At 70.1% G+C, this 19,696-nt stretch carries 19 protein-coding genes; 8 read left to right on the forward strand and 11 right to left on the reverse strand.

The window, feature by feature from the left end; all coding sequences use genetic code 11:
- Positions 1 to 41: 41 nt before the first annotated feature.
- A complete protein-coding gene (gene argS, locus M2157_RS21125) occupies positions 42 to 1,808 on the forward strand; it encodes an arginine--tRNA ligase (RefSeq protein WP_280863260.1) in 1,767 nt (588 codons plus the stop codon).
- A gap of 29 nt (positions 1,809 to 1,837) precedes the next feature.
- Here the strand turns inward: argS and M2157_RS21130 are convergent, their stop codons facing one another.
- Entirely contained in the window at positions 1,838 to 2,239 is a 402-nt protein-coding gene (locus tag M2157_RS21130) for an ATP-binding protein (RefSeq protein ID WP_280865954.1), read from the reverse strand.
- Positions 2,240 to 2,352: 113 nt separating this feature from the next.
- On the opposite strand from M2157_RS21130, the gene M2157_RS21135 reads away from it, so the two are divergent.
- From M2157_RS21135 to M2157_RS21145, 3 genes are read left to right on the forward strand one after another with little or no spacing between them, the layout of a single operon-like run.
- Positions 2,353 to 3,180: a helix-turn-helix transcriptional regulator gene (locus M2157_RS21135; RefSeq protein ID WP_280865955.1), complete on the forward strand. Its 828-nt coding sequence runs from the start codon at positions 2,353 to 2,355 to the stop codon at positions 3,178 to 3,180.
- Complete coding sequence (locus tag M2157_RS21140) at positions 3,177 to 3,350, forward strand: DUF397 domain-containing protein (protein WP_280865956.1); 174 nt, start codon at positions 3,177 to 3,179, stop codon at positions 3,348 to 3,350. The genes M2157_RS21135 and M2157_RS21140 overlap by 4 nt, the downstream gene beginning before the upstream one ends.
- 39 nt (positions 3,351 to 3,389) lie before the next feature.
- Entirely contained in the window at positions 3,390 to 4,214 is an 825-nt protein-coding gene (locus tag M2157_RS21145; RefSeq protein ID WP_280863264.1) for a DUF4253 domain-containing protein, read from the forward strand.
- 21 nt (positions 4,215 to 4,235) lie between these two features.
- On the opposite strand, the gene M2157_RS21150 is transcribed toward M2157_RS21145, so the two are convergent.
- The 3 genes from M2157_RS21150 to M2157_RS21160 form a co-directional block, all read right to left on the reverse strand.
- Positions 4,236 to 5,075 (reverse strand): arylamine N-acetyltransferase, encoded by an 840-nt coding sequence (locus M2157_RS21150; protein WP_280865957.1) that lies wholly within the window; start codon positions 5,073 to 5,075, stop codon positions 4,236 to 4,238.
- Positions 5,076 to 5,146: 71 nt separating this feature from the next.
- Entirely contained in the window at positions 5,147 to 6,364 is a 1,218-nt protein-coding gene (locus M2157_RS21155) for a PLP-dependent aminotransferase family protein (RefSeq protein ID WP_280865958.1), read from the reverse strand.
- Positions 6,365 to 6,479: 115 nt separating this feature from the next.
- Positions 6,480 to 7,382 carry an SAM-dependent methyltransferase gene (locus M2157_RS21160; RefSeq protein WP_280865959.1) on the reverse strand — a complete coding sequence of 301 codons (903 nt, stop codon included), beginning with the start codon at positions 7,380 to 7,382 and terminating at the stop codon, positions 6,480 to 6,482.
- Between the two features lie 234 nt (positions 7,383 to 7,616).
- On the opposite strand from M2157_RS21160, the gene M2157_RS21165 reads away from it, so the two are divergent.
- Positions 7,617 to 7,784, forward strand: a complete 168-nt coding sequence (locus M2157_RS21165; RefSeq protein WP_280863268.1) for a hypothetical protein — start codon at positions 7,617 to 7,619, stop codon at positions 7,782 to 7,784.
- A gap of 30 nt (positions 7,785 to 7,814) precedes the next feature.
- Here M2157_RS21165 and M2157_RS21170 read toward each other — a convergent pair whose 3' ends face one another.
- Both M2157_RS21170 and hemB read right to left on the reverse strand, forming a co-directional pair.
- Complete coding sequence (locus M2157_RS21170; RefSeq protein WP_280863269.1) at positions 7,815 to 8,174, reverse strand: DUF805 domain-containing protein; 360 nt, start codon at positions 8,172 to 8,174, stop codon at positions 7,815 to 7,817.
- 293 nt (positions 8,175 to 8,467) lie between these two features.
- Positions 8,468 to 9,460 (reverse strand): porphobilinogen synthase, encoded by a 993-nt coding sequence (hemB, locus tag M2157_RS21175; RefSeq protein WP_280863270.1) that lies wholly within the window; start codon positions 9,458 to 9,460, stop codon positions 8,468 to 8,470.
- Between the two features lie 998 nt (positions 9,461 to 10,458).
- Here hemB and M2157_RS21180 point away from each other — a divergent pair.
- The gene (locus M2157_RS21180; protein WP_280865960.1) at positions 10,459 to 11,862 is read left to right on the forward strand and encodes an FAD-binding oxidoreductase; all 1,404 of its coding nucleotides are present in this window, start codon (positions 10,459 to 10,461) and stop codon (positions 11,860 to 11,862) included.
- A 64-nt stretch (positions 11,863 to 11,926) separates the two neighbouring features.
- Here the strand turns inward: M2157_RS21180 and M2157_RS21185 are convergent, their stop codons facing one another.
- From M2157_RS21185 to M2157_RS21205, 5 genes are all read right to left on the reverse strand, one after another.
- The gene (locus M2157_RS21185) at positions 11,927 to 13,633 is read right to left on the reverse strand and encodes a bifunctional uroporphyrinogen-III C-methyltransferase/uroporphyrinogen-III synthase (protein WP_280863272.1); all 1,707 of its coding nucleotides are present in this window, start codon (positions 13,631 to 13,633) and stop codon (positions 11,927 to 11,929) included.
- Entirely contained in the window at positions 13,630 to 14,589 is a 960-nt protein-coding gene (gene hemC, locus M2157_RS21190) for a hydroxymethylbilane synthase (protein ID WP_266515427.1), read from the reverse strand. Before hemC ends, M2157_RS21185 begins: the two co-directional genes overlap by 4 nt.
- Positions 14,586 to 16,298 carry a glutamyl-tRNA reductase gene (locus M2157_RS21195; RefSeq protein WP_280863274.1) on the reverse strand — a complete coding sequence of 571 codons (1,713 nt, stop codon included), beginning with the start codon at positions 16,296 to 16,298 and terminating at the stop codon, positions 14,586 to 14,588. Before M2157_RS21195 ends, hemC begins: the two co-directional genes overlap by 4 nt.
- On the reverse strand, positions 16,295 to 17,062 hold the full coding sequence (locus M2157_RS21200) for a redox-sensing transcriptional repressor Rex (protein ID WP_280863275.1): 768 nt from the start codon (positions 17,060 to 17,062) through the stop codon (positions 16,295 to 16,297). The genes M2157_RS21195 and M2157_RS21200 overlap by 4 nt, the downstream gene beginning before the upstream one ends.
- A gap of 235 nt (positions 17,063 to 17,297) precedes the next feature.
- Positions 17,298 to 17,585, reverse strand: coding sequence for a glutaredoxin family protein (locus M2157_RS21205; RefSeq protein WP_280863276.1), 288 nt, complete (start codon positions 17,583 to 17,585; stop codon positions 17,298 to 17,300).
- Between the two features lie 94 nt (positions 17,586 to 17,679).
- Between M2157_RS21205 and M2157_RS21210 the strand changes: the two genes are divergently transcribed.
- Together M2157_RS21210 and M2157_RS21215 are read left to right on the forward strand one after the other, a co-directional pair.
- Positions 17,680 to 18,606 (forward strand): HAD-IB family hydrolase, encoded by a 927-nt coding sequence (locus tag M2157_RS21210; RefSeq protein WP_280863277.1) that lies wholly within the window; start codon positions 17,680 to 17,682, stop codon positions 18,604 to 18,606.
- Between the two features lie 315 nt (positions 18,607 to 18,921).
- Positions 18,922 to 19,695, forward strand: coding sequence for an ECF subfamily RNA polymerase sigma factor, BldN family (locus tag M2157_RS21215; RefSeq protein ID WP_280863278.1), 774 nt, complete (start codon positions 18,922 to 18,924; stop codon positions 19,693 to 19,695).
- Position 19,696 lies beyond the last annotated feature (1 nt).

Consider the following 19,696-nt stretch of genomic DNA (forward strand, 5'->3'; position numbering starts at 1 on the left):
GGTGTCTATCTGATCCCCCGAGGAGAACGGCACCCACTCCCATGGCCCCGGTCACGTCCCTCAGCGACTCCGTCAACCAGCAGCTCAGCTCCGCGATCTCCGCCACCCTGCCGGAGGCCTCCGCGGACCCACTGCTGCGACGTAGCGACCGGGCCGACTTCCAGGCGAACGGCATCCTGGCGCTCGCCAAGAAGGCGAAGGCGAACCCGAGGGAGCTGGCGACGCAGGTCGTGGCGAAGGTCGAGTCGGGCGACATGATCAAGGACATCGAGGTCTCCGGCCCCGGCTTCCTGAACGTCACGATCACCGACCGTGCGATCACGGAGACCCTGGCCGCCCGGTACGCGGACGAGACGGGCCGCCTGGGCGTGCCGTACGCCCCCGACCCGGGCATCACGGTCGTCGACTACGCCCAGCCGAACGTGGCGAAGGAGATGCACGTCGGCCATCTGCGCTCCGCCGTCATCGGTGACGCGCTGCGCGCGATGCTCGACTTCACCGGCGAGAAGACGATCGGCCGGCATCACATCGGCGACTGGGGCACCCAGTTCGGCATGCTGATCCAGTACCTGGTCGAGAACCCCGGCGAGCTGGCCCCCGCGTCCGACGTCGACGGCGAGCAGGCCATGTCGAACCTGAACCGGGTGTACAAGGCGTCGCGTGTGCTCTTCGACGCGGACGAGGAGTTCAAGGAGCGGGCCAGGAAGAGGGTCGTCGCCCTGCAGTCCGGCGACAAGGAGACGCTCGAGCTCTGGCAGCAGTTCGTGGACGAGTCGAAGGTCTACTTCTACTCGGTCTTCGAGAAGCTGGACATGGAGATCCGCGACGACGAGATCGTCGGCGAGTCGGCGTACAACGAGGGCATGCCCGAGACCGCCCGCCTCCTGGAGGAGATGGGCGTCGCGGAGCGTTCCGAGGGCGCGCTCGTCGTCTTCTTCGACGAGATCCGCGGCAAGGACGACCAGCCGGTCCCGCTGATCGTGCAGAAGGCCGACGGCGGCTTCGGCTACGCGGCCTCCGACCTGACCGCGATCCGCAACCGCGTGGTCGACCTGCACGCGACGTCGCTGCTGTACGTCGTGGACGTGCGCCAGTCGCTGCACTTCAAGATGGTCTTCGAGGCGGCCCGGAGGGCGGGCTGGCTGACCGACGGCGTCACCGCGCACAACATGGGCTACGGCACGGTCCTGGGCGCGGACGGCAAGCCGTTCAAGACCCGTGAGGGCGAGACCGTACGCCTTGAGGACCTGCTGGACGAGGCGGTGGAGCGCGCCACGGCCGTGGTCCGCGAGAAGGCCGAGAAGGTGGGCCTGACCGAGGAGGAGATCGTCGAGAACGGCCGGTACGTCGGCATCGGCGCCGTGAAGTACGCGGACCTGTCGACCTCGCCGAACCGTGACTACAAGTTCGACCTGGACCAGATGGTCTCGCTGAACGGTGACACGAGCGTGTACCTCCAGTACGCGTACGCCCGTATCCAGTCGATCCTCCGCAAGGCGGGAGAGGTACGGCCGGCCGCCCACCCGGAGCTCGAACTGGCGGACGCGGAGCGGGCGTTGGGCCTGCACCTGGACGCGTTCGGCAGCACGGTCTTCGAGGCGGCCGCGGAGTACGCCCCGCACAAGCTGGCGGCATACCTGTACCAACTGGCCTCGCTGTTCACGTCGTTCTACGACAAGTGCCCGGTGATCAAGCCGGCACCGCCCAAGGACATCGCCGAGAACCGCCTGCTCCTGTGCGACCTGACCGCCCGCACCCTGCACCAGGGCATGGCCCTGCTGGGCATCAGGACGCCCGAGCGCCTCTGACCGTCCCGTGGGCGGTGTGGCCGCGTGTTCTACGGCAGCCCGAACTCGCACCACACCGCCTTCCCCAACTCCCGCTCCCGCACCCCCCACTTGTCACTCAGCGCGGCCACCAGCAACAACCCCCGCCCACCCTCGTCCCCGTCGTGGACGACCTGCGGCACACCGCCCCCGCTGTCGTGCACCTCCACGACCAGAGCGCTCACGTCGTATCGCAGGAACAGCCTCAACTGCCGCCCGGGCGGTACGCCGTGCAGCAGCGCGTTGGTCACCAGTTCGCTCACGCAGAGCAGTACGTCGTCCGCCTGCGCGGTCTCGGCGAGGCCCCAGCCGGCCAGGGCCTCGGCCGTGAACCGGCGTGCGGCCTGCGCGGATCGGCGTTCGCGGCGGAAGAACCTCTCGCGCAGGAGCGGTGGTCGGGTCGTCTCGTTCACGGGACGATAGTTGCGGAGAGTGACTACCGTGGATCACTCGGTGAACCCGTACAGATTTTTTGTACGGGCTCGTACCCGGTGACGTACGTGTCCGGAGGGGGAGGGAGACCTTCATGAGCGCCAGGAAGCCGCCGCGGCCGAAGAACCTCACGTCCATGAAGATGCTGGGCAAGCAACTCGGCACCGCACGCCGCGCCGCGGGCCACACCCAGACCGCCCTCGCCGACCTGGTCCGCGTCGACGAGGAGACCATCGCGTCGATCGAGCAGGGCAGGCGGACCCTGAAACCGGACCTGGCCACGCTGCTGGACGAAGTCCTGGAGACGAAGGGGATGTTGGCGGCGGGCGTGGCCAACCTGCCGGACATCGACCAGTTCCCGATGTGGGCCGAGGTGTACGTCGAGCACGAGCGCGAGGCCATCGCCCTGTCCTGGTACGACGCCCTGGTAGTGCCGGGCCTGCTCCAGACCGAGCCGTACGTGCGGGCGTTGCTGAGTGGACGTGTTCCGGCGTACGACTCGGACGAGTTGGAGACGAAGGTCGCGGCGCGCGTCGGCCGACGGGAGATCCTGGGCCGCAAGGTCCCGCCGACGCTGAGCTTCGTCGTCTGGGAGCCCGCGCTCCTCATGCCCACAGGCGGCCGCGAGACGCACCTGGATCAGTTGCGCTTCCTGCGCGAGTGCGCCGAACTCCCTTGCCTGTCCCTGCAGATCCTGCCCCTGGGCCGCACCTCTCACGCCGGAGACGCAGGCCCCTTCACACTCCTGGAGACCCCCGACCACCAGCACCTCGCCTACACCGAGTCCCAGCGCGGCAGCCAGTGGGTATCCGACGCAAATGAGGTGTCCATCCTCGCGCGCAAATATGCGATGCTGCGAACTCAGGCCCTCACCATCGAGGACTCCAGACGCCTGTTGGACCGTCTGCTAGGAGAGCAATGAGCACGGCACTTCAGTGGTTCAAGTCGACCTACAGCAGCAGCGAGGGCGGCCAGTGTCTCGAAGTGGCCCTCTGCCCCCAGGCCATCCACATCCGCGACTCCAAGAACCCCGAGCCCACCCTCCGGGTAACGCCCGCCACCTGGACCGCCTTCACCACCACCCTCAAGTAGCGACCGCGATTGTCAGTGGCGCCCCCTACAGTCACTGACATGGCGACTCTTCCCAACCCGCTGCCCACCCTGGCGGCAGACCCGAGCGGTCGTTCGCTCGGACTCGGGCTCCCCCTCGGGAGACTGATCGACGAGACGGACGACGGTCCGTGGCACGAACCGTTGCTGTGGCATGCCGAGTACGCCGCGTCCTCCGGCGCGTGGACCGCTCTGGGCACCCCGGCCGCACGAACGGGCCTGCTGCCGGTGCTGATAGAGGTCGGCGGCAGCCAGGGCGGGCCGGACGAGTGGGAGTTGATGCCCGGGGAGATGTCGTACCCCGGGGACCACGACCCGGAGGAGCTGCTGGCGGAGTACTGGGCGTACGCGATCGAGGAGCCCGACGACCTCGACGAGACGATCGCCCCCTACAACGAGGCATGGCCCGGCACTGCCCCGGCCCCCGCGTCCCTGAGCAGCGACCCCGACCGCCGCGCCGCCGAGACGGCCGACGCGCTCCTGGACGAGGGCTCGTGGTTCAAGGAGCCGCGCCTCGCACTGGTCCCGGCCCGCCGCAGCGCGGACATCCCGGCGGCCATCGGCTGGACGGGACCGATGAACTACGAGAACGACGTGGCCCGCCTCTGCGCGGTCCTCCGCTCCTGGGAGGACCGCTTCGGCATACGCGTGATCGCGCTCACCTTCGACCAGCTGGTGCTGTCCGTCGCCGCCCCGCCCACGACGAAGGCCGAGGCGGAGGCCGTCGCCGCCGAGCACTTCGCGTTCTGCCCGGACAACATCGCCCAGGGGGATCACGAAACGCTGCGCGAGTACGCCGAGCACGCGGTGCTGGGGCAGCGGGTGTGGTCCTTCTGGTGGGACTGAAACTGGTGGGACCGACCGAAGTCAGCCGGGGAGCAGCCGCGCTCCCTCCGGCGCGCTGATCCCGAACTCCTCCTCCAGGAGCCGCCGTGCCTCCGCCTCGCCGGTCAGCTCCCGCTTCTTCACGGTGCCGTCGGCGCGGGTCTCCGTGAGCAGGCTGCCGTGGAGGAGGAGATGGCGTTCGGCGGTGACGCTCTGGACGTAGATCCGCTGGGTGAAGGGTGAGCGCGGGTTGGTCCCGATGTGCCAGTTGATGACCTCGAAGTCGGGCTTCTCGAACGGCTCCAGGGTGAAGGCGTACTGATCCGTCCACCTCTGCTCCTGGTGGGCCTGGAGCACCCACAGCTCCAGCGGCCCCCGGTGCGGCACCCGCACCAGCCGGTGCAGACGCCCGGCGTCGAGGAACTCGGTGTCCGTCCGGAGCGGCACCGGTTCCAGCAGCGCGCCGATCGCCCCGAACCCGACGTCGGCGAGATAGGGCTGCGGGTCGCCGGGGATCTCCACGAGCAGCGCCATGTGGGTACGCGGCCGGCTCTCGACGGTGTCCGCACCGATGACGACACGGGCCGTCAGCCGGGTCACGCGGAAACCGAGCTCCTCCAGGGCGAGCAGGAGCAGCGTGTTGTGCTCGTAGCAGTACCCCCCGCGACGGCTCCGCACCAGCTTCGCCATCAGGTCACCGGGTTCGAGGGAGGGTGCGCTGCGGCTCAGGGCGTCGAGGTTCTCGAAGGGGATGCCCCGCAGGTGCGCCAGGTGCACCCCGGCGAGAGTCGTGAGGTCGGCCCGCCGCTCCCCCTCCCACCCGATCCGCGCCAGATACTCACCAAGATCGAACCCCGGGTCGCGCACAGTGTCATCGGCCATGCCCCCACCGTAGGCAGACGCCCCGTCCCACGTCCGCCGACCACAGCAGCACCAGCTCTCCGACCTTCGCCCTAGGCCTGGGCCGGGACCTGAGCCGCCCGGAACGCCTCCCCCAGCCTCCGCAGCCCCTCCCCGATCTCCTGCGGCGTCTGCGTCACGAAGCACAGCCGCAGGGTCGAGCGGTCGGGTTCACCGGCATAGAAGGGCGCCCCCGGGACGTAGGCGACATCCCGCGTCACGACCTGCGGAAGCAGCGCGGTCGTGTCGTACGACGACGGAAGCCGAGCCCAGAGGAACATGCCGCCCTCGGGCCGGGTCCAGGTCGATCCCTCGGGCAGGGCGTCGGCCAGCCCCGCCAGCATGGCGTCCCGCCGCTCCCCGTAGACCCCGGCGACGCGCCGCACATGCGCGTCGAGGTCCCGGTCGGCCAAGTAGCGTGCCGCGGCGAGCTGGTTGACGGTCGGGGTGTGCAGATCGGCGGCCTGCTTGGCGACCGCGCAGGCCCGCCGCAGCTCGCCGGGCGCCCGCAGCCAGCCGAGCCGCAGCCCGGGGGCCATGACCTTGGAGAAGGAACCGAGCAGCACCACCCGGTCACGGACCTCCTCGTGGGAGGCGATCCACGGCACCCGCTCTCCCTCGAAGCGGAGTTCGCCGTACGGGTCGTCCTCGACGATCCACAGCCCGCACCGCGCGGCCACGGACGCGACGGCGGCCCGGCGCCCCGCGGACATGGTCCGCCCGGTCGGATTCTGGAAGGTGGGCACGGTGTAGAGCAGCTTGGGCCGCTCCCGCACGACGAGTTCCTCCAGAGCCACGGGATCGGGTCCCTCGTCGTCCCCCGGCACGGCCACCACCCGGGCGCCCGCGAACCCGAAGGCCTGGAGGGCCGCCAGATAGCAGGGACTCTCCACGAGCACCGTGTCCCCGGGCTCGATCAGCGCGGTGGCGAGCAGCGACAGCGCCTGCTGCGATCCGGTGGTGACGAGGACGTCGTCAGCGCCGGTGGCGAGCCCGCGGACCGACATCCGCTCCGCCAGAGCCGCCCGCAGCACGGGCTCACCCTCGGTGGTCGAGTACTGGAGCGCCCGCTCGGGCATCTCCTCCAGCACCGCACGGAAGGCGTCCGCGATCCCCTCGGCGTCGAACAGTTCGGGCGCCGGCAGCCCGCCCGCGAAGTTGATGACCTCGGGGCGGGCGGTGACGGCGAGGATGTCCCGCACGGGCGACCCACCGACCGACCGGGCCCGGGCGGCGAGCGGCGGCACGGAAGCGAACGTGGGCACCGTCATGGCACGGCTCCTTCAACTGCGGACTGCGGACTGCGACGACTGGGTCCAGCGCAGCCTAAGCAAATGAATGCCGCCTACAAGCACCTTTCCGCGATACGGACGTCACGCACCCCGCTCACGCCTTGGTGCCGGTCGCCCCGTAGACGTTGATGTCGTCGTCCGTGACGTCGTTGATGTCCCGGTAGCGGATCTTCTCGATGTCGTCGAGGGACTCGAAGTCCTCGGCGTCGATGGCCGGCGGCGCGGGCGCGGGCCCGGGGTGCCACAGATGCGCGGGCACCACACCGGGCTCGTCCAGGGAGACACCCGGCACCTCGGTGAAGAACCGCTCCACCTCCCCCTTGGACCGGAACACGAAGGTGAACCCGCGCTCGGTGTAGGTCCGCTGGACCGCGCGGGTGGGCTCGGGATGCATCTCGTCGGTCAGATGGCTGAGGACGATCCGGCTGCCCGCGGGCAGGGCCTCCACGAGCTCCCGCACGATCGGATAGGCCTCGTCGTCCTCGACGAAGTGCAGGATCGCGACCAGGCACAGCGCGATCGGCTGGTCGAAGTCCAGGGTCTTGGCGGCCTGTTCGAGGATCTGCGCGGGGCTCGTGAAGTCGGCGTCGATGTAGTCCGTACGCCCCTCGGGCCCGCTGGTGAGCAGCGCGCGGGCGTGCGCCAGCACCACCGGGTCGTTGTCGACGTACACGACCCGGGAGTCGGGCCGGATCCGCTGGGCGATCTGGTGGACGTTCTCCGCGGTGGGCAGCCCGGTGCCGATGTCGAGGAACTGCCGGATCCCGTCCCGCTCGGCGAGCCTGTCGACGGCCCGGCGCATGAAGTCACGGTTGTGGCGTACGTCGAGGTAGCCGCGGGGGTTGGCGGCGAGCGCGGCGGCGGCCGCCTCACGGTCGGCGGGGTAGTTGTCCTTGCCGCCGAGGAAGACGTCGTAGACGCGGGCCGGATGTGCCCTGGTGGTGTCGATCCTCCTGGCCAGCTCGGCCGGGTCCTGGCTCAGCGCGTCACCGGACATGGCGTCTCCCCTGTGAATGTGTCGGTCCTTCAACGGACAACCGCCGCGATCGTCAAGAACCTAACTCCCCGGGCGACTTGATGGTGCCCGGTGCCCGAGATGCCCCGTCCCGCATCCCACGAAGGGGACTCGGGAAGCCGCATCTCCGCAGGTCAGCACAGCCCCCGACAGATGGCCGTCCCGAATCCCCCGCCAGGGCTGGCGAACGCCCCCGCTCCCCCGCAGCCTGATCCCATGCCCACCCGACCCCACACCCCCACCGCCCTCGCCCTGTTGACCCTCCTCGTGCTCCTCACCCTCACGGGCTGCAACGACGGCCAGGGCGTACGCGACGAGGGCCCGGCCACGAACAAGGCGGCCGCGGTGAGCCCCGTGGAGAACCAAAAGGCCGCCCGGCACTGACCGGGCGGCCTTCGAAGCAGAGCTACGGCATCACACGTGCGCCGGGGCGAGGCCCTTCGGGTTGGCGCCGTACTTGTTGTCGCTCGGCTCACCGTCGAGGCAGGTGAAGACGAGGAGGGTGATGCCACCGGCGAGCGGAACCAGACCGAACAGGACCCACCAGCCGCTGCGGCCGGTGTCGTGCAGGCGGCGCACGAGGACGGCGAGGCTGGGGAGCAGGATGGCGACGTAGAAGACGATCGGGATCCACGTCTGCTTGGCCACGACGCCGATGACGGCCAGCACGATGTAGATGATCGTGACGAACAGGGTGTACATCCAGTATTCCTTGCGGCGCGCGCGGCCGCTGAACACAGCGTACTTCTTCAGCACATCGAGGAAGTAGTTCATGGTGGTGTCCCCCAGGGATCGACGTTCGGAACTGTTCCGAATGGATCAGGCCAGGCGCAGAAGATATGAAGGATGTCGAGAACTCGTCAATTCGACGGATGTAAGCGGTCCATCAAGTCGTGCACCTGACGCACCCCGACAAATCCACCACGCCACAGGCCGGATTCCGGACAGATCACCAGAAGATCACCGTCCGAACTGGGGGCCGTTGTCCGGACGTTGGCCGGAACGAGCTCCGCCCGTATCCGGACCGAGCTCGAACCGTTGCCGCAACACGCCGTCCGGCGGCTTCGTCAGCCGAGCTTCTGAGCCACCTCGGTCGCCCAGTAGGTGAGGATGTTCTGCGCCCCGGCCCGCTTGATTCCGGTCAGCGTCTCCAGGATCGCCCGGTCCCGGTCGATCCAGCCCTTCTCGGCGGCGGCCTCGATCATCGAGTACTCACCGGAGATCTGGTACGCGGCGACGGGCACGTCGACGGCGTCCGCGACCCGCGCGAGGATGTCGAGGTAGGGCCCGGCCGGCTTGACCATCACCATGTCGGCACCCTCCTCCAGATCGAGGGCGAGCTCGCGCAGCGACTCCCGCGCGTTGGCGGGGTCCTGCTGATACGTCTTGCGGTCGCCCTGCAGCGACGACGCGACGGCCTCCCGGAAGGGCCCGTAGAACGCGGAGGCGTACTTGGCCGTGTACGCCAGGATGGCCACGTCCTCCCGCCCGATCTGGTCGAGCGCGTCCCGGATGACCCCCACCTGCCCGTCCATCATCCCGCTGGGCGCCACGACATGGGCGCCGGCGTCGGCCTGGACCTGGGCCATCTCGGCGTACCGCTCCAGGGTGGCGTCATTGTCGACACGCCCCTGCGCGTCGAGCACCCCGCAGTGCCCGTGATCGATGGTCTCGTCGAGACACACATCGGACATGACGAGCAGGTCGTCCCCGACCTCGGCCCGTACGTCCCGGATGGCGACCTGCAGAATCCCGTCGGGATCGGTGCCCGGCGTCCCGAGAGCGTCCTTCTTCGACGCCTCCGGCACCCCGAAGAGCATGATCCCGGACACCCCGGCCGCCACGGCCTCCGCGGCCGCCTTCTTCAGACTGTCCCGCGTGTGCTGCACGACCCCGGGCATCGCCGAGATCGGCACCGGCTCACTGGCTCCCTCCAGCACGAACGCCGGGAGGATGAAGTCAGCGGGGTGCAGCCGGGTCTCGGCAACCATGCGGCGCATGACGGGGTTGGTCCGCAGCCGCCGGGGCCGCGCGCCGGGAAAAGATCCGTACATCGTCATACACCTAAGCTACGCCCGCCTCGTGGGCCCCTTTGCCGACGCCCCGTCGGGAGGGAGACGCCTACGGGGGTGCCACACCAGGTCCTCGCGCGTCTGCGGGCCGGTGGGGGCTGGTCGCGCAGTTCCCCGCGGGCAGCTGCGCTGGGCTTGGGCAGGGCGCCTATGAGAGTGCCTCACCATGTCGTCGGGCGGCTGCGGGTCCGTTGTGGCTGGTCGCGCAGTTCCCCGCGGGCAGCTGCGCTGGGCTTGGGCAGGGCGCCTATGGGGGTGCCGGGTCGGGTTGTCGGGCGGCTGCGGGTCCGTTGTGGCTGGTCGCGCAGTTCCCCGCGGGCAGCTGCGCTGGGCTTGGGCAGGGCGCCTATGGGGGTGCCGGGTCGGGTTGTCGGGCGGCTGCGGGTCCGTTGTGGCTGGTCGCGCAGTTCCCCGCGCCCCTGGGAAGTTGCAGTCACCTGCGCCACGACGGGCCGTTCGCCGCACCGCCCGCCCGGTGGACCGTCAGCCACACCCCGCGCCACAACGGACCGATCCCCACCTCACGCGCCACAACGGACCGATCCCCACTTCACGCGCCACGACGGACCGTTCGCCACCTCGCGCGCCCCGACGGGCCGTGGCGGGGAGTCGCCCGCCCCGACGGGCCGGTAGCCGCGTACGGCGCGCAGGGGACGGGGTGGGGGGTGTCCGCCCGCAGCGGCCGGCGTCCATTACCGGGCGGCACCACTCAAGGGACCGAGCCGCCGGACCGAGGACGGATACCCCCCACCCCGGCCCCGACCCACAACGCACCCGCACGCGCTACACCAGCCCCCACCGAACCGGCACGGGCCGCCGCAGGCACCCAGGGGCGCGGGGAACTGCGCACAACGCCCGCCCCCACCGAACCCGCACCCGAACCCGCACCCGAAACCGCACCCGCACCCGCTCAACCGCCGAACGCACCCCCACATGCGCCACCCCACCCCCAGGTCCAATCTGAAAGAACAAGGCAGGAGGACACCATGGCTGCCACCCCCACCCACGACACGCCCGACACCCACCCCACCCTCAACGAGATCCACGGCCCCGTCATCCACCCCGGCGAACCCGGCTACGCCGACGAAGTCACCGGGTTCAACCTGGCCGCCCTGCACACCCCCGACGTGGTCGTCGGCGCCACCCGCGCCGAGGACATCGTCACCGCCCTGCGCTGGGCCTCGGCCACCCACACCCCCGTCACCGTCCAGGCCACCGGCCACGGCGCCAACTTCCCCATACAGAACGGCCTGCTGATCAACACCGCCCGCATGACCGGCGTACACGTCGACGAAGAAACCCGCACCGCGAGAATCGACGCCGGCGCGAAGTGGCGGCACGTCCTGGCCGCCGCCACCCCCCACGGCCTCGCCACCCTGAACGGCTCCTCCACCGACGCAGGCGTCGTCGGCTACACCCTCGGCGGCGGCCTCCCCGTCCTCGGCCGGACCTACGGCTACGCCGCCGACAAGGTCCGCTCCTTCGAGGTCGTCACCCCCGACGGCACGCCCCACCACGCCGACGCCGACACGGAACCCGACCTCTTCTGGGCCCTGCGCGGCGGCAAGGGCAACGTAGGAGTGGTGACCTCCCTGGTCACCGAGCTCCTCCCGCTCCCCCGCCTCCTCGGCGGCGGCATCTACTGCGCCGGCGAGGACGCCGAGGCCCTGCTGACCACCTGGGCGGCCTGGACCCAGGACATCCCGCCGGAGATGAACAGCACCTTCAGCATCCTGCGCCTACCGCCCTTCCCGGAGATCCCCGAACCCTTCCGGGGCGGCTTCTGGTCAAGGGTCTGCCTCGCCTGGACCGGCGAGACGACAGCGGGCCAGGACCTCCTCACCCCGCTCCGCGAGGCCGCACCGGTCGTGATCGACACGGTGGAGGAGATGGACTACTCGGCGGTGGACCGCATCTATCTGGACCCCCAGGACCCGCTCCCGGCCCGCGAGTCCTGCGCCCTGCTGCGCGAGCTGACACCCGAGGCGATCGAGACGTTCCTGGACCAGGTGGGCCCGGCGGCGGGAGCCGGCGACTTCCCGCTCCTCATGGTCGAGATCCGGCACATGGGCGCGGCTCTGTCCCGCCCCGCAGCCGTGGCGGACGCGGTCTGCGCCCGGGACGCCGAGTACCTCCTGGAGGCGGTGGGCGTCCTGGCGGCACCCCCCATGGCCGAGGCCGTCGAACGCGCCACGAACGCTCTCAACTCCGCGATGGCCGCGTACGGCACCGGCCGCACCCTGGTCAACCTGCACGGCACCCCGGGCGACGAGAAGGACCGCGCCCGCGCCTGGACCCCGGAGGTCTACGACCGCCTGCGACGCGCGAAGTCGACGTACGACCCGGAGAACCTCCTGCGCTACGGCCACACGGTGGCTCCGTCAGCCTGAACCAGGCCCCCGCAGCCACCGCACACCGACACCGCGCCGCACAACACTCAGATCGTCACCACGCTCAGGTCGTCGACCGCCGCCGCCGAGCCCCCGGCCGCCGCTCGCTCGGCCGTGTCACCGGATCCCCGGCCTCGAGCGCCGCCGCCCGCCGCTTCAGCCCGAAGTCGGCGAGGGCCTCGGCCAGCTTGTGCACGGACGGCTCGGGAGCCATCACATCCACCCGCAGCCCGTGCTCCTCGGCGGTCTTGGCCGTGGCGGGCCCGATGCACGCGATCACGGTCACGTTGTGCGGCTTCCCGGCGATACCCACCAGGTTCCGCACGGTCGACGAGGACGTGAAGAGAACGGCGTCGAACCCACCGCCCTTGATCGCCTCCCGCGTCTCCGCGGGCGGCGGCGAGGCCCGCACGGTCCGATAGGCCGTGACGTCGTCGACCTCCCACCCGAGCTCGATGAGCCCGGCGACCAGGGTCTCGGTCGCGATGTCGGCCCGCGGCAGGAACACCCGGTCGATCGGGTCGAAAACGGGGTCGTACGGCGGCCAGTCCTCGAGCAGACCCGCGGCCGACTGCTCACCGCTCGGCACCAGATCGGGCTTCACACCGAAGGCGATCAGCGCCTTGGCGGTCTGCTCACCGACCGCGGCGACCTTGATCCCCGCGAAGGCACGCGCGTCGAGCCCGTACTCCTCGAACTTCTCGCGTACGGCCTTGACGGCGTTGACCGAGGTGAAGGCGATCCACTCGTAGCGCCCGGTCACGAGCCCCTTGACCGCCCGCTCCATCTGCTGGGGCGTTCTCGGCGGCTCGACGGCGATCGTCGGCACCTCGTGCGGCACGGCCCCGTAGGACCGCAGCTGGTCGGAGAGCGAGGCCGCCTGCTCCTTCGTACGCGGCACGAGAACCTTCCAGCCGAACAGCGGCTTGTTCTCGAACCACGACAGCTGGTCGCGCTGCGCGGCGGCCGAACGCTCACCGACCACGACTATCACCGGCCGCCCGCCCTCGGGCGAGGGCAGCACCTTGGCCTGCTTGAGCGTCTGGGCGATGGTGCCCAGGGTGGCCGTCCACGTGCGCTGGCGGGTGGTCGTACCGGCGACCGTCACCGTCATCGGGGTATCGGGCTTGCGCCCGGCGGCGACCAGCTCCCCGGCGGCGGCACCCACGGAGTCCAGGGTCGTCGACACGACCACGGTCCCGTCCGACGCCCCCACCTCCGTCCAGCACCGGTCGGAGGCCGTCCGCGCGTCCACGAACCGCACGTCCGCGCCCTGGGCGTCGCGCAGCGGCACACCGGCGTACGCGGGTACACCGACCGCGGCGGCGACACCGGGCACGACCTCGAAGGGCACGCCCGCGCGGGCGCAGGCCAGCATCTCCTCGGCGGCGTACGCGTCGAGCCCGGGGTCCCCGGACACCGCACGTACGACCCGCCTGCCGCCCCGCGCGGCCTCCATGACAAGATGTGCGGCATCCCGTACAGCGGGGGCAGCTGCGGTTGTTGACGAGCCGTCAACGATCGTTAGTTGGGGCGCGCCCGTGCCCGGAACCGGAGTCGAAGGCGACTCCGTGTCCGTGTCCACGACGGCGACGCCCGATCGAGCGTGGACGCGTACGACGTCGAGCACCTCGTGCCCGGCGACGAGAACGTCCGCGTTCGTGAGCGCCTCGACGGCGCGCAGAGTCAGCAGTCCCGGATCTCCGGGTCCGGCACCGAGGAAGGTGACGTGCCCGTGTTCAGGACCGACGGGAAGGGTGGTGGGGCTCACTGTGCTCGCTCCCCCATCAGACCGGCCGCGCCCTGGGCAAGCATCTCGGCCGCGAGTTCACGGCCGAGCGCCATTGCTTGGTCGTACGTCTCGGGCACGGGACCGGTGGTGGACAACTGCACCGTGCGAGAGCCGTCGGTGGTGCCGACGACGGCCCGCAGGCGCATTTCCTTGACAATCTGCCCGTCGGCCAGCAGGTCGGCCAGCGCGCCCACAGGGGCGGAGCAGCCGGCCTCCAGGGCGGCGAGCAGTGACCGTTCGGCGGTCACGGCGACCCGCGTGAACGGGTCGTCGAGCTCGCCGAGCGCTGCGATCAGGTCCGCGTTGTCCGCGGTGCATTCGATCGCGAGTGCTCCCTGGCCGGGAGCGGGCAAAACTGTGTCGACCGAGAGGAAATCGGTCACTTCGTCGATACGGCCGATGCGTGTGAGCCCTGCCGCGGCCAGCACCACCGCATCAAGCTCACCATCGCGCACGAACCGCACCCGGGTGTCGATGTTCCCCCGGATCGCAACCGTCTCGATATCAAGTCCGTGCGCGCGGGCGTACGCGTTGAGCTGCGCCATGCGCCGGGGCGAACCGGTACCGATGCGGGCACCGCGGGGCAGGTCGGTGAACTTCAGGGCATCCCGGGCGACAATGACGTCCCGCGGGTCCTCGCGCTCGGGTATCGCGGCCAGCGCCAGCTCGTCCGGCTGCCCGGTCGGCAGGTCCTTGAGCGAGTGCACCGCGAAGTCGACCTCGCCCTTGAGCAGGGCTTCGCGCAGCGCGGTCACGAAGACACCGGTGCCGCCGATCTGCGCGAGCGCCTCCTTGGACACATCGCCGTACGTGGTGATCTCCACGAGCTCGACGGGCCGCCCGGTCACCTGGCTCACGGCGTCCGCCACCTGCCGCGACTGGGCCATGGCGAGTTTGCTCCGCCTGGTCCCTAGTCGTAGCGCCTTGGTACTCATGACGAGCCTCGGTCTTTCTCATCGGTGGTGCTGTCCTCGGCGCGGGAGACGGCGGCCACCGTCTCGGGGTCGAGGTCGAACAGAGTCCTCAACGCGTCCGCGTACCCGGCACCGCCGGGCTCGGCCGCGAGTTGCTTGACCCGTACGGTCGGCGCGTGGAGCAGCTTGTCGACCACGCGCCGCACGGTCTGCGTGATCTCACCGCGCTGCTTGTCGTCCAGCCCCGGCAGCCGCCCGTCGAGCCGGGCGATCTCACCGGCGACGACCTCGGCGGCCATGGACCGCAGCGCGACGACGGTCGGCGTGATGTGCGCGGCCCTGAGCGCGGCCCCGAAGGCGGCGACCTCGTCGGCCACGATACGGCGGACCTGGTCGACGTCGGCCGCCATGGGAGCGTCGGCCGAAGCGTCGGCGAGGGACTCGATGTCGACGAGTCGCACCCCGCCCAGCCGGTGCACGGCGGCGTCGATGTCCCGGGGCATGGCGAGGTCGAGCAGGAAGAGCGAGGGGGTGGGCCGCGGAATCTCGGCGACGGGCTCGGGCCTGCGCCGCTCCGGCACGCGCCCGATCACAGCGGCGGTGGCGGCGAGCGCGGCGATGGCGTCGGCTTCCGCGACGGGATCGAGCACGGTCGCGACCGACCCGGAACTCTGCGGCCGGGGCGCGTTGTCCACCCAGGCGGCGTGCTGCTCCAGCTCGGAGGCGGCCATCCCGGCGACAGCGGCTTCGCCGAGCACGGAGAAACCGGGGGTGGTCTGCATGGGGGCCAGGTCGAGCGGACAGTTCTCGTCGGTCCCAGAGCTTGCGGGCAGTCGTGCCGCCTGGCCGGCTCCCGGCCCACGCAAGGGCGGCACCTCGTCAGCGCCGGGCTGCGCGACCGACCCCCGCGCCGCGGCAACAGCCTCAGCGCTGAGTACGAGCCCCGTGGCCCCCGTACAGGACACCACGACATCTGCACGTGTCAGCTCGTCCGACACCGAGTCCATCGGTACCGGGCGGGCGAGCACGTCCCCGCCTTCGTTGAGGATCTCGGCAAGCCGCTCGGCCCGGTCGGCCGTCCGGTTGGCGATGACGATCTCCGTGACCCCGACCCGCGCCAGCGTCGCCGCGGCCAGCGAGGACATCGACCCGGCCCCGATGACCAGCGCCTTCTTCCCTCGCGCCCAGTCCGACACCTCAGCGCCGAGAGCCAGCTGCTCCAGCCCGAAGGTGACCAGCGACTGTCCCGCCCGATCGATCCCGGTCTCGGAGTGCGCCCGCTTACCGACCCGCAGCGCCTGCTGGAACAGGTCGTTGAGCAGGCGTCCGGCGGTGTGCAGTTCCTGCGCCCGCGCCAGCGAGTCCTTGATCTGCCCGAGGATCTGCCCCTCCCCGACGACCATGGAGTCCAGCCCACAGGCCACGGAGAAGAGGTGATGAACGGCCCGGTCCTCGTAGTGCACGTAGAGATACGGAGTGAGCTCGTCGAGCCCCACCCCACTGTGCTGCGCGAGCAGCGTGGACAGCTCGGCCACTCCGGCGTGGAACTTGTCCACGTCGGCGTACAGCTCGATCCGGTTGCAGGTGGCCAGCACCGCGGCCTCCGTGGCCGGGTCGGCGGCGACGGTGTCCTGGAGCAACTTCACCTGCGCATCGGCATGGAGAGCCGCCCGCTCCAGCACGCTGACCGGCGCGCTGCGGTGGCTCAGCCCGACGACGAGGAGACTCATGCCGGCATCACGGCGGGTACGTCCCCGTCGGGTCCTTTGTCGGCGGAGTCTCTGCGGCCGGCGACGACCGGACCGGCGCCGTCGGCAGCGGCGGCGGCCTCCTCACCGGCCTTGCGCTGCTCGTGGAAGGCGAGGATCTGCAGCTCGATGGAGAGGTCGACCTTGCGCACGTCGACGCCGTCCGGCACGGACAGCACGGTCGGCGCGAAGTTCAGGATGGAGGTGACCCCGGCGGCCACGAGCCGGTCGCAGACCGGCTGGGCGGCACCGGCGGGGGTCGCGATGACACCGATGGACACGCCGTTGTCCTCGATGATCTTTTCCAGGTCGTCCGAGTGCTGCACCGGAATGCCCGCGACGGGCTTTCCGGCCATCGCCGGATCGGCGTCGATCAGCGCCGCGACACGGAATCCACGGGACGCGAACCCGCCGTAGTTGGCGAGAGCGGCGCCGAGATTACCGATACCGACGATCACAACCGGCCAGTCCTGGGTCAGGCCGAGTTCGCGGGAGATCTGGTAGACGAGATACTCGACGTCGTAGCCGACACCGCGCGTTCCGTAAGAACCCAGGTAGGAGAAGTCCTTGCGCAGCTTCGCGGAATTGACCCCCGCGGCGGCCGCGAGCTCCTCGGAGGAGACCGTGGGTACCGAGCGCTCCGACAGTGCGGTCAGGGCTCGTAGGTACAGCGGAAGCCTGGCGACGGTGGCCTCGGGAATCCCTCGGCTACGGGTCGCCGGTCGGTGAGTTCGGCCAGTTGCCACGGTGCTCCTGCGGGTAGAGCGGGGCTGTAGGCGGTCATGCGTCCCCAGACCGCCCCGTCGAATGCAGGCTATGTCTTTGTGAACGCGTGCACAAAGATGGTGTCCGATTTGCCCGGCCAACGTGACCGGCGTCACGCGCGTCCCTCTCGGAGGCAAAACAAGACACTTCCCTCATCAATCCCGCCCCCAAGACCAAGTCGCCATCGATCCTAAGCGACCTGCCGGGCCAGTTGGACTAGTCGGTCAGGGCCTTGCGGAGGCGATCTTCGTTCACCCGCCAGAAGGTGTGCTGTTCACCGTCGACGAGTACCACCGGGATCTGCTCCCAGTACTGATCGTGGAGTCGAGGATCCTCGTCAATGCTCTTCTGCTCCCACGGAACCCCGAGATCTCCACACACCTTCTCGATCACGGACTGAGCGTCGTCACACAGATGACAGCCCGGCTTGCGGATGAGGGTGACGAGCCGTTCCCCGGGAAGCCTGGCCGCCCTGCGGCGAAAGATGGGACTCATGTCGGCCATTCTCGCCCTTGCTTAACGGCACAGTCGCGGAGAGTTCACACCCTTCAAACCTCACGACTCCGGAACCACCGAACAGACTGGCTATGCTCACGCCATGGCCGCTCTCGGATGGCTCACTCCCCGTAGGCGCTCCGCCACGGCGCGGAGCGTGTTGGCAGGCGAGGCCTCGGCGGAGGCTGCGCGCAAGTCCTCCCAGGAGGTCGAGGAGACCGCTGGTACGGAACCGGAGTCACAGTTCCCGGTCCTGGGCGACGACAAGGCCGCCGCCTTCTTCGACCTGGACAACACGGTGATGCAGGGCGCCGCCCTCTTCCACTTCGGCCGTGGCCTGTACAAACGGAAGTTCTTCGAGACCCGCGACCTCGCGAGGTTCGCCTGGCAGCAGGCATGGTTCCGCCTCGCCGGCGTCGAGGACCCGGAACACATGCAGGAGGCCCGGGACTCGGCGCTGTCCATCGTGAAGGGCCATCGCGTCGCCGAGCTCCAGTCGATCGGCGAGGAGATCTACGACGAGTACATGGCCGAGCGCATCTGGCCGGGCACGCGTGCGTTGGCACAGGCGCACCTGGACGCGGGCCAGAAGGTGTGGTTGGTCACAGCGGCCCCGGTGGAGATCGCCCAGGTGATCGCCCGCCGCCTCGGCCTCACCGGCGCCCTCGGCACCGTGGCGGAGTCGGTGGACGGCGTCTACACGGGCAAGCTCGTGGGTGAACCCCTGCACGGCCCCGCGAAGGCGGAGGCGGTCCGGGCCCTGGCAGCGGCGGAGGGCCTCGACCTGTCCCGCTGCGCGGCGTACAGCGACAGCCACAACGACATCCCGATGCTCTCGCTGGTCGGCCACCCCTACGCGATCAACCCGGACACCAAGCTCCGCAAGCACGCCCGGCAACTGGACTGGCGTCTGCGCGACTACCGCACGGGCCGCAAGGCGGCGAAGGTCGGCATCCCGGCGGCGGCCGGCGTGGGAGCGGTGGCAGGCGGTACGGCGGCGGCGATCGCCCTGCACAAACGCCGCCGGTAGCCGGGCGAACACGCCAATCCACCGGTTTTACGGGCGTAACCCCGTGTGCAGGCACATTGGCTGCACACGGCCACAACACGCCCTGTTCCCTGGCAGAACGCGACCGGTTTCGATCAACAACCGGTCACTCTCCGGCACTTGAACTGCTCCCAATCGGTTACAGATGCGACGTAATCGATGAATAGAGCAACTGGGTGTAGCAGGGCCTGCACTAAGCGTTATTCTCCTCAGACGCAATCCGGTACCCCTTCCGTCGCTACGACGGGTGAACGGTCCCGTACTGCACGTGATGGAAGCTCTGCCTCTGGGAGTCCCGTGTACCCACACGTCGGGGTTGACGCCTCGGGCCTGGCTACGCTGCGCGCAACGGTCCAAGACCTGTTGCGCGGCTTCGTCCCCACCGCGTACGCCGTCCCCGCCCTCGCCGCAGCCGCGGCACCGATCGGCCCGTGCTATGCACTGGCCGACGGTTCCGCGGCCGTCGGCAGACGAGGGCGTTCGACCGGCGCCGCCCCCGCCCGCCGTCCGGCTGCGGACAGCGACAGCGCCCGCATGATGGACCTGGTCGAACGCGCCCAGGCCGGCGAGGCCGACGCCTTCGGCCGCCTGTACGACCAGTACAGCGACACGGTGTACCGGTACATCTATTACCGGGTAGGAGGTAAGGCCACCGCCGAGGACCTGACGAGCGAGACATTCCTGCGCGCGCTCAGAAGAATCGGCACGTTCACCTGGCAGGGCCGCGACTTCGGCGCCTGGCTCGTCACCATCGCGCGCAACCTCGTCGCCGACCACTTCAAGTCGAGCCGGTTCCGTCTCGAGGTCACCACCGGCGAGATGCTCGACGCCAACGAGGTCGAGCGCTCTCCCGAGGACTCCGTCCTGGAGTCGCTCTCCAACGCCGCGCTGCTGGACGCCGTCCGCCGGCTCAACCCGCAGCAGCAGGAGTGCGTGACCCTCCGTTTCCTCCAGGGCCTCTCCGTCGCCGAGACCGCCCGGGTGATGGGCAAGAACGAAGGCGCCATCAAGACCCTCCAGTACCGGGCCGTACGCACCCTGGCCCGCCTTCTCCCGGACGACGTCCGCTGAG

Source organism: Streptomyces sp. SAI-127, from assembly GCF_029894425.1.
Classification (GTDB): Bacteria; Actinomycetota; Actinomycetes; order Streptomycetales; family Streptomycetaceae; genus Streptomyces.

What these genes read in the sequence shown, in the direction of transcription:
- argS (WP_280863260.1), top strand. Translation starts at nt 42, where the DNA reads ATGGCCCCGGTCACGTCCCTCAGCGACTCCGTCAACCAGCAGCTCAGC.
- M2157_RS21135 (WP_280865955.1), top strand. Translation starts at nt 2,353, where the DNA reads ATGAGCGCCAGGAAGCCGCCGCGGCCGAAGAACCTCACGTCCATGAAG.
- M2157_RS21140 (WP_280865956.1), top strand. Translation starts at nt 3,177, where the DNA reads ATGAGCACGGCACTTCAGTGGTTCAAGTCGACCTACAGCAGCAGCGAG.
- M2157_RS21145 (WP_280863264.1), top strand. Translation starts at nt 3,390, where the DNA reads ATGGCGACTCTTCCCAACCCGCTGCCCACCCTGGCGGCAGACCCGAGC.
- M2157_RS21150 (WP_280865957.1), bottom strand. Translation starts at nt 5,075, where the DNA reads ATGGCCGATGACACTGTGCGCGACCCGGGGTTCGATCTTGGTGAGTAT.
- M2157_RS21155 (WP_280865958.1), bottom strand. Translation starts at nt 6,364, where the DNA reads ATGACGGTGCCCACGTTCGCTTCCGTGCCGCCGCTCGCCGCCCGGGCC.
- M2157_RS21160 (WP_280865959.1), bottom strand. Translation starts at nt 7,382, where the DNA reads ATGTCCGGTGACGCGCTGAGCCAGGACCCGGCCGAGCTGGCCAGGAGG.
- M2157_RS21165 (WP_280863268.1), top strand. Translation starts at nt 7,617, where the DNA reads ATGCCCACCCGACCCCACACCCCCACCGCCCTCGCCCTGTTGACCCTC.
- M2157_RS21170 (WP_280863269.1), bottom strand. Translation starts at nt 8,174, where the DNA reads ATGAACTACTTCCTCGATGTGCTGAAGAAGTACGCTGTGTTCAGCGGC.
- hemB (WP_280863270.1), bottom strand. Translation starts at nt 9,460, where the DNA reads ATGACGATGTACGGATCTTTTCCCGGCGCGCGGCCCCGGCGGCTGCGG.
- M2157_RS21180 (WP_280865960.1), top strand. Translation starts at nt 10,459, where the DNA reads ATGGCTGCCACCCCCACCCACGACACGCCCGACACCCACCCCACCCTC.
- hemC (WP_266515427.1), bottom strand. Translation starts at nt 14,589, where the DNA reads ATGAGTACCAAGGCGCTACGACTAGGGACCAGGCGGAGCAAACTCGCC.
- M2157_RS21195 (WP_280863274.1), bottom strand. Translation starts at nt 16,298, where the DNA reads ATGAGTCTCCTCGTCGTCGGGCTGAGCCACCGCAGCGCGCCGGTCAGC.
- M2157_RS21205 (WP_280863276.1), bottom strand. Translation starts at nt 17,585, where the DNA reads ATGGCCGACATGAGTCCCATCTTTCGCCGCAGGGCGGCCAGGCTTCCC.
- M2157_RS21210 (WP_280863277.1), top strand. Translation starts at nt 17,680, where the DNA reads ATGGCCGCTCTCGGATGGCTCACTCCCCGTAGGCGCTCCGCCACGGCG.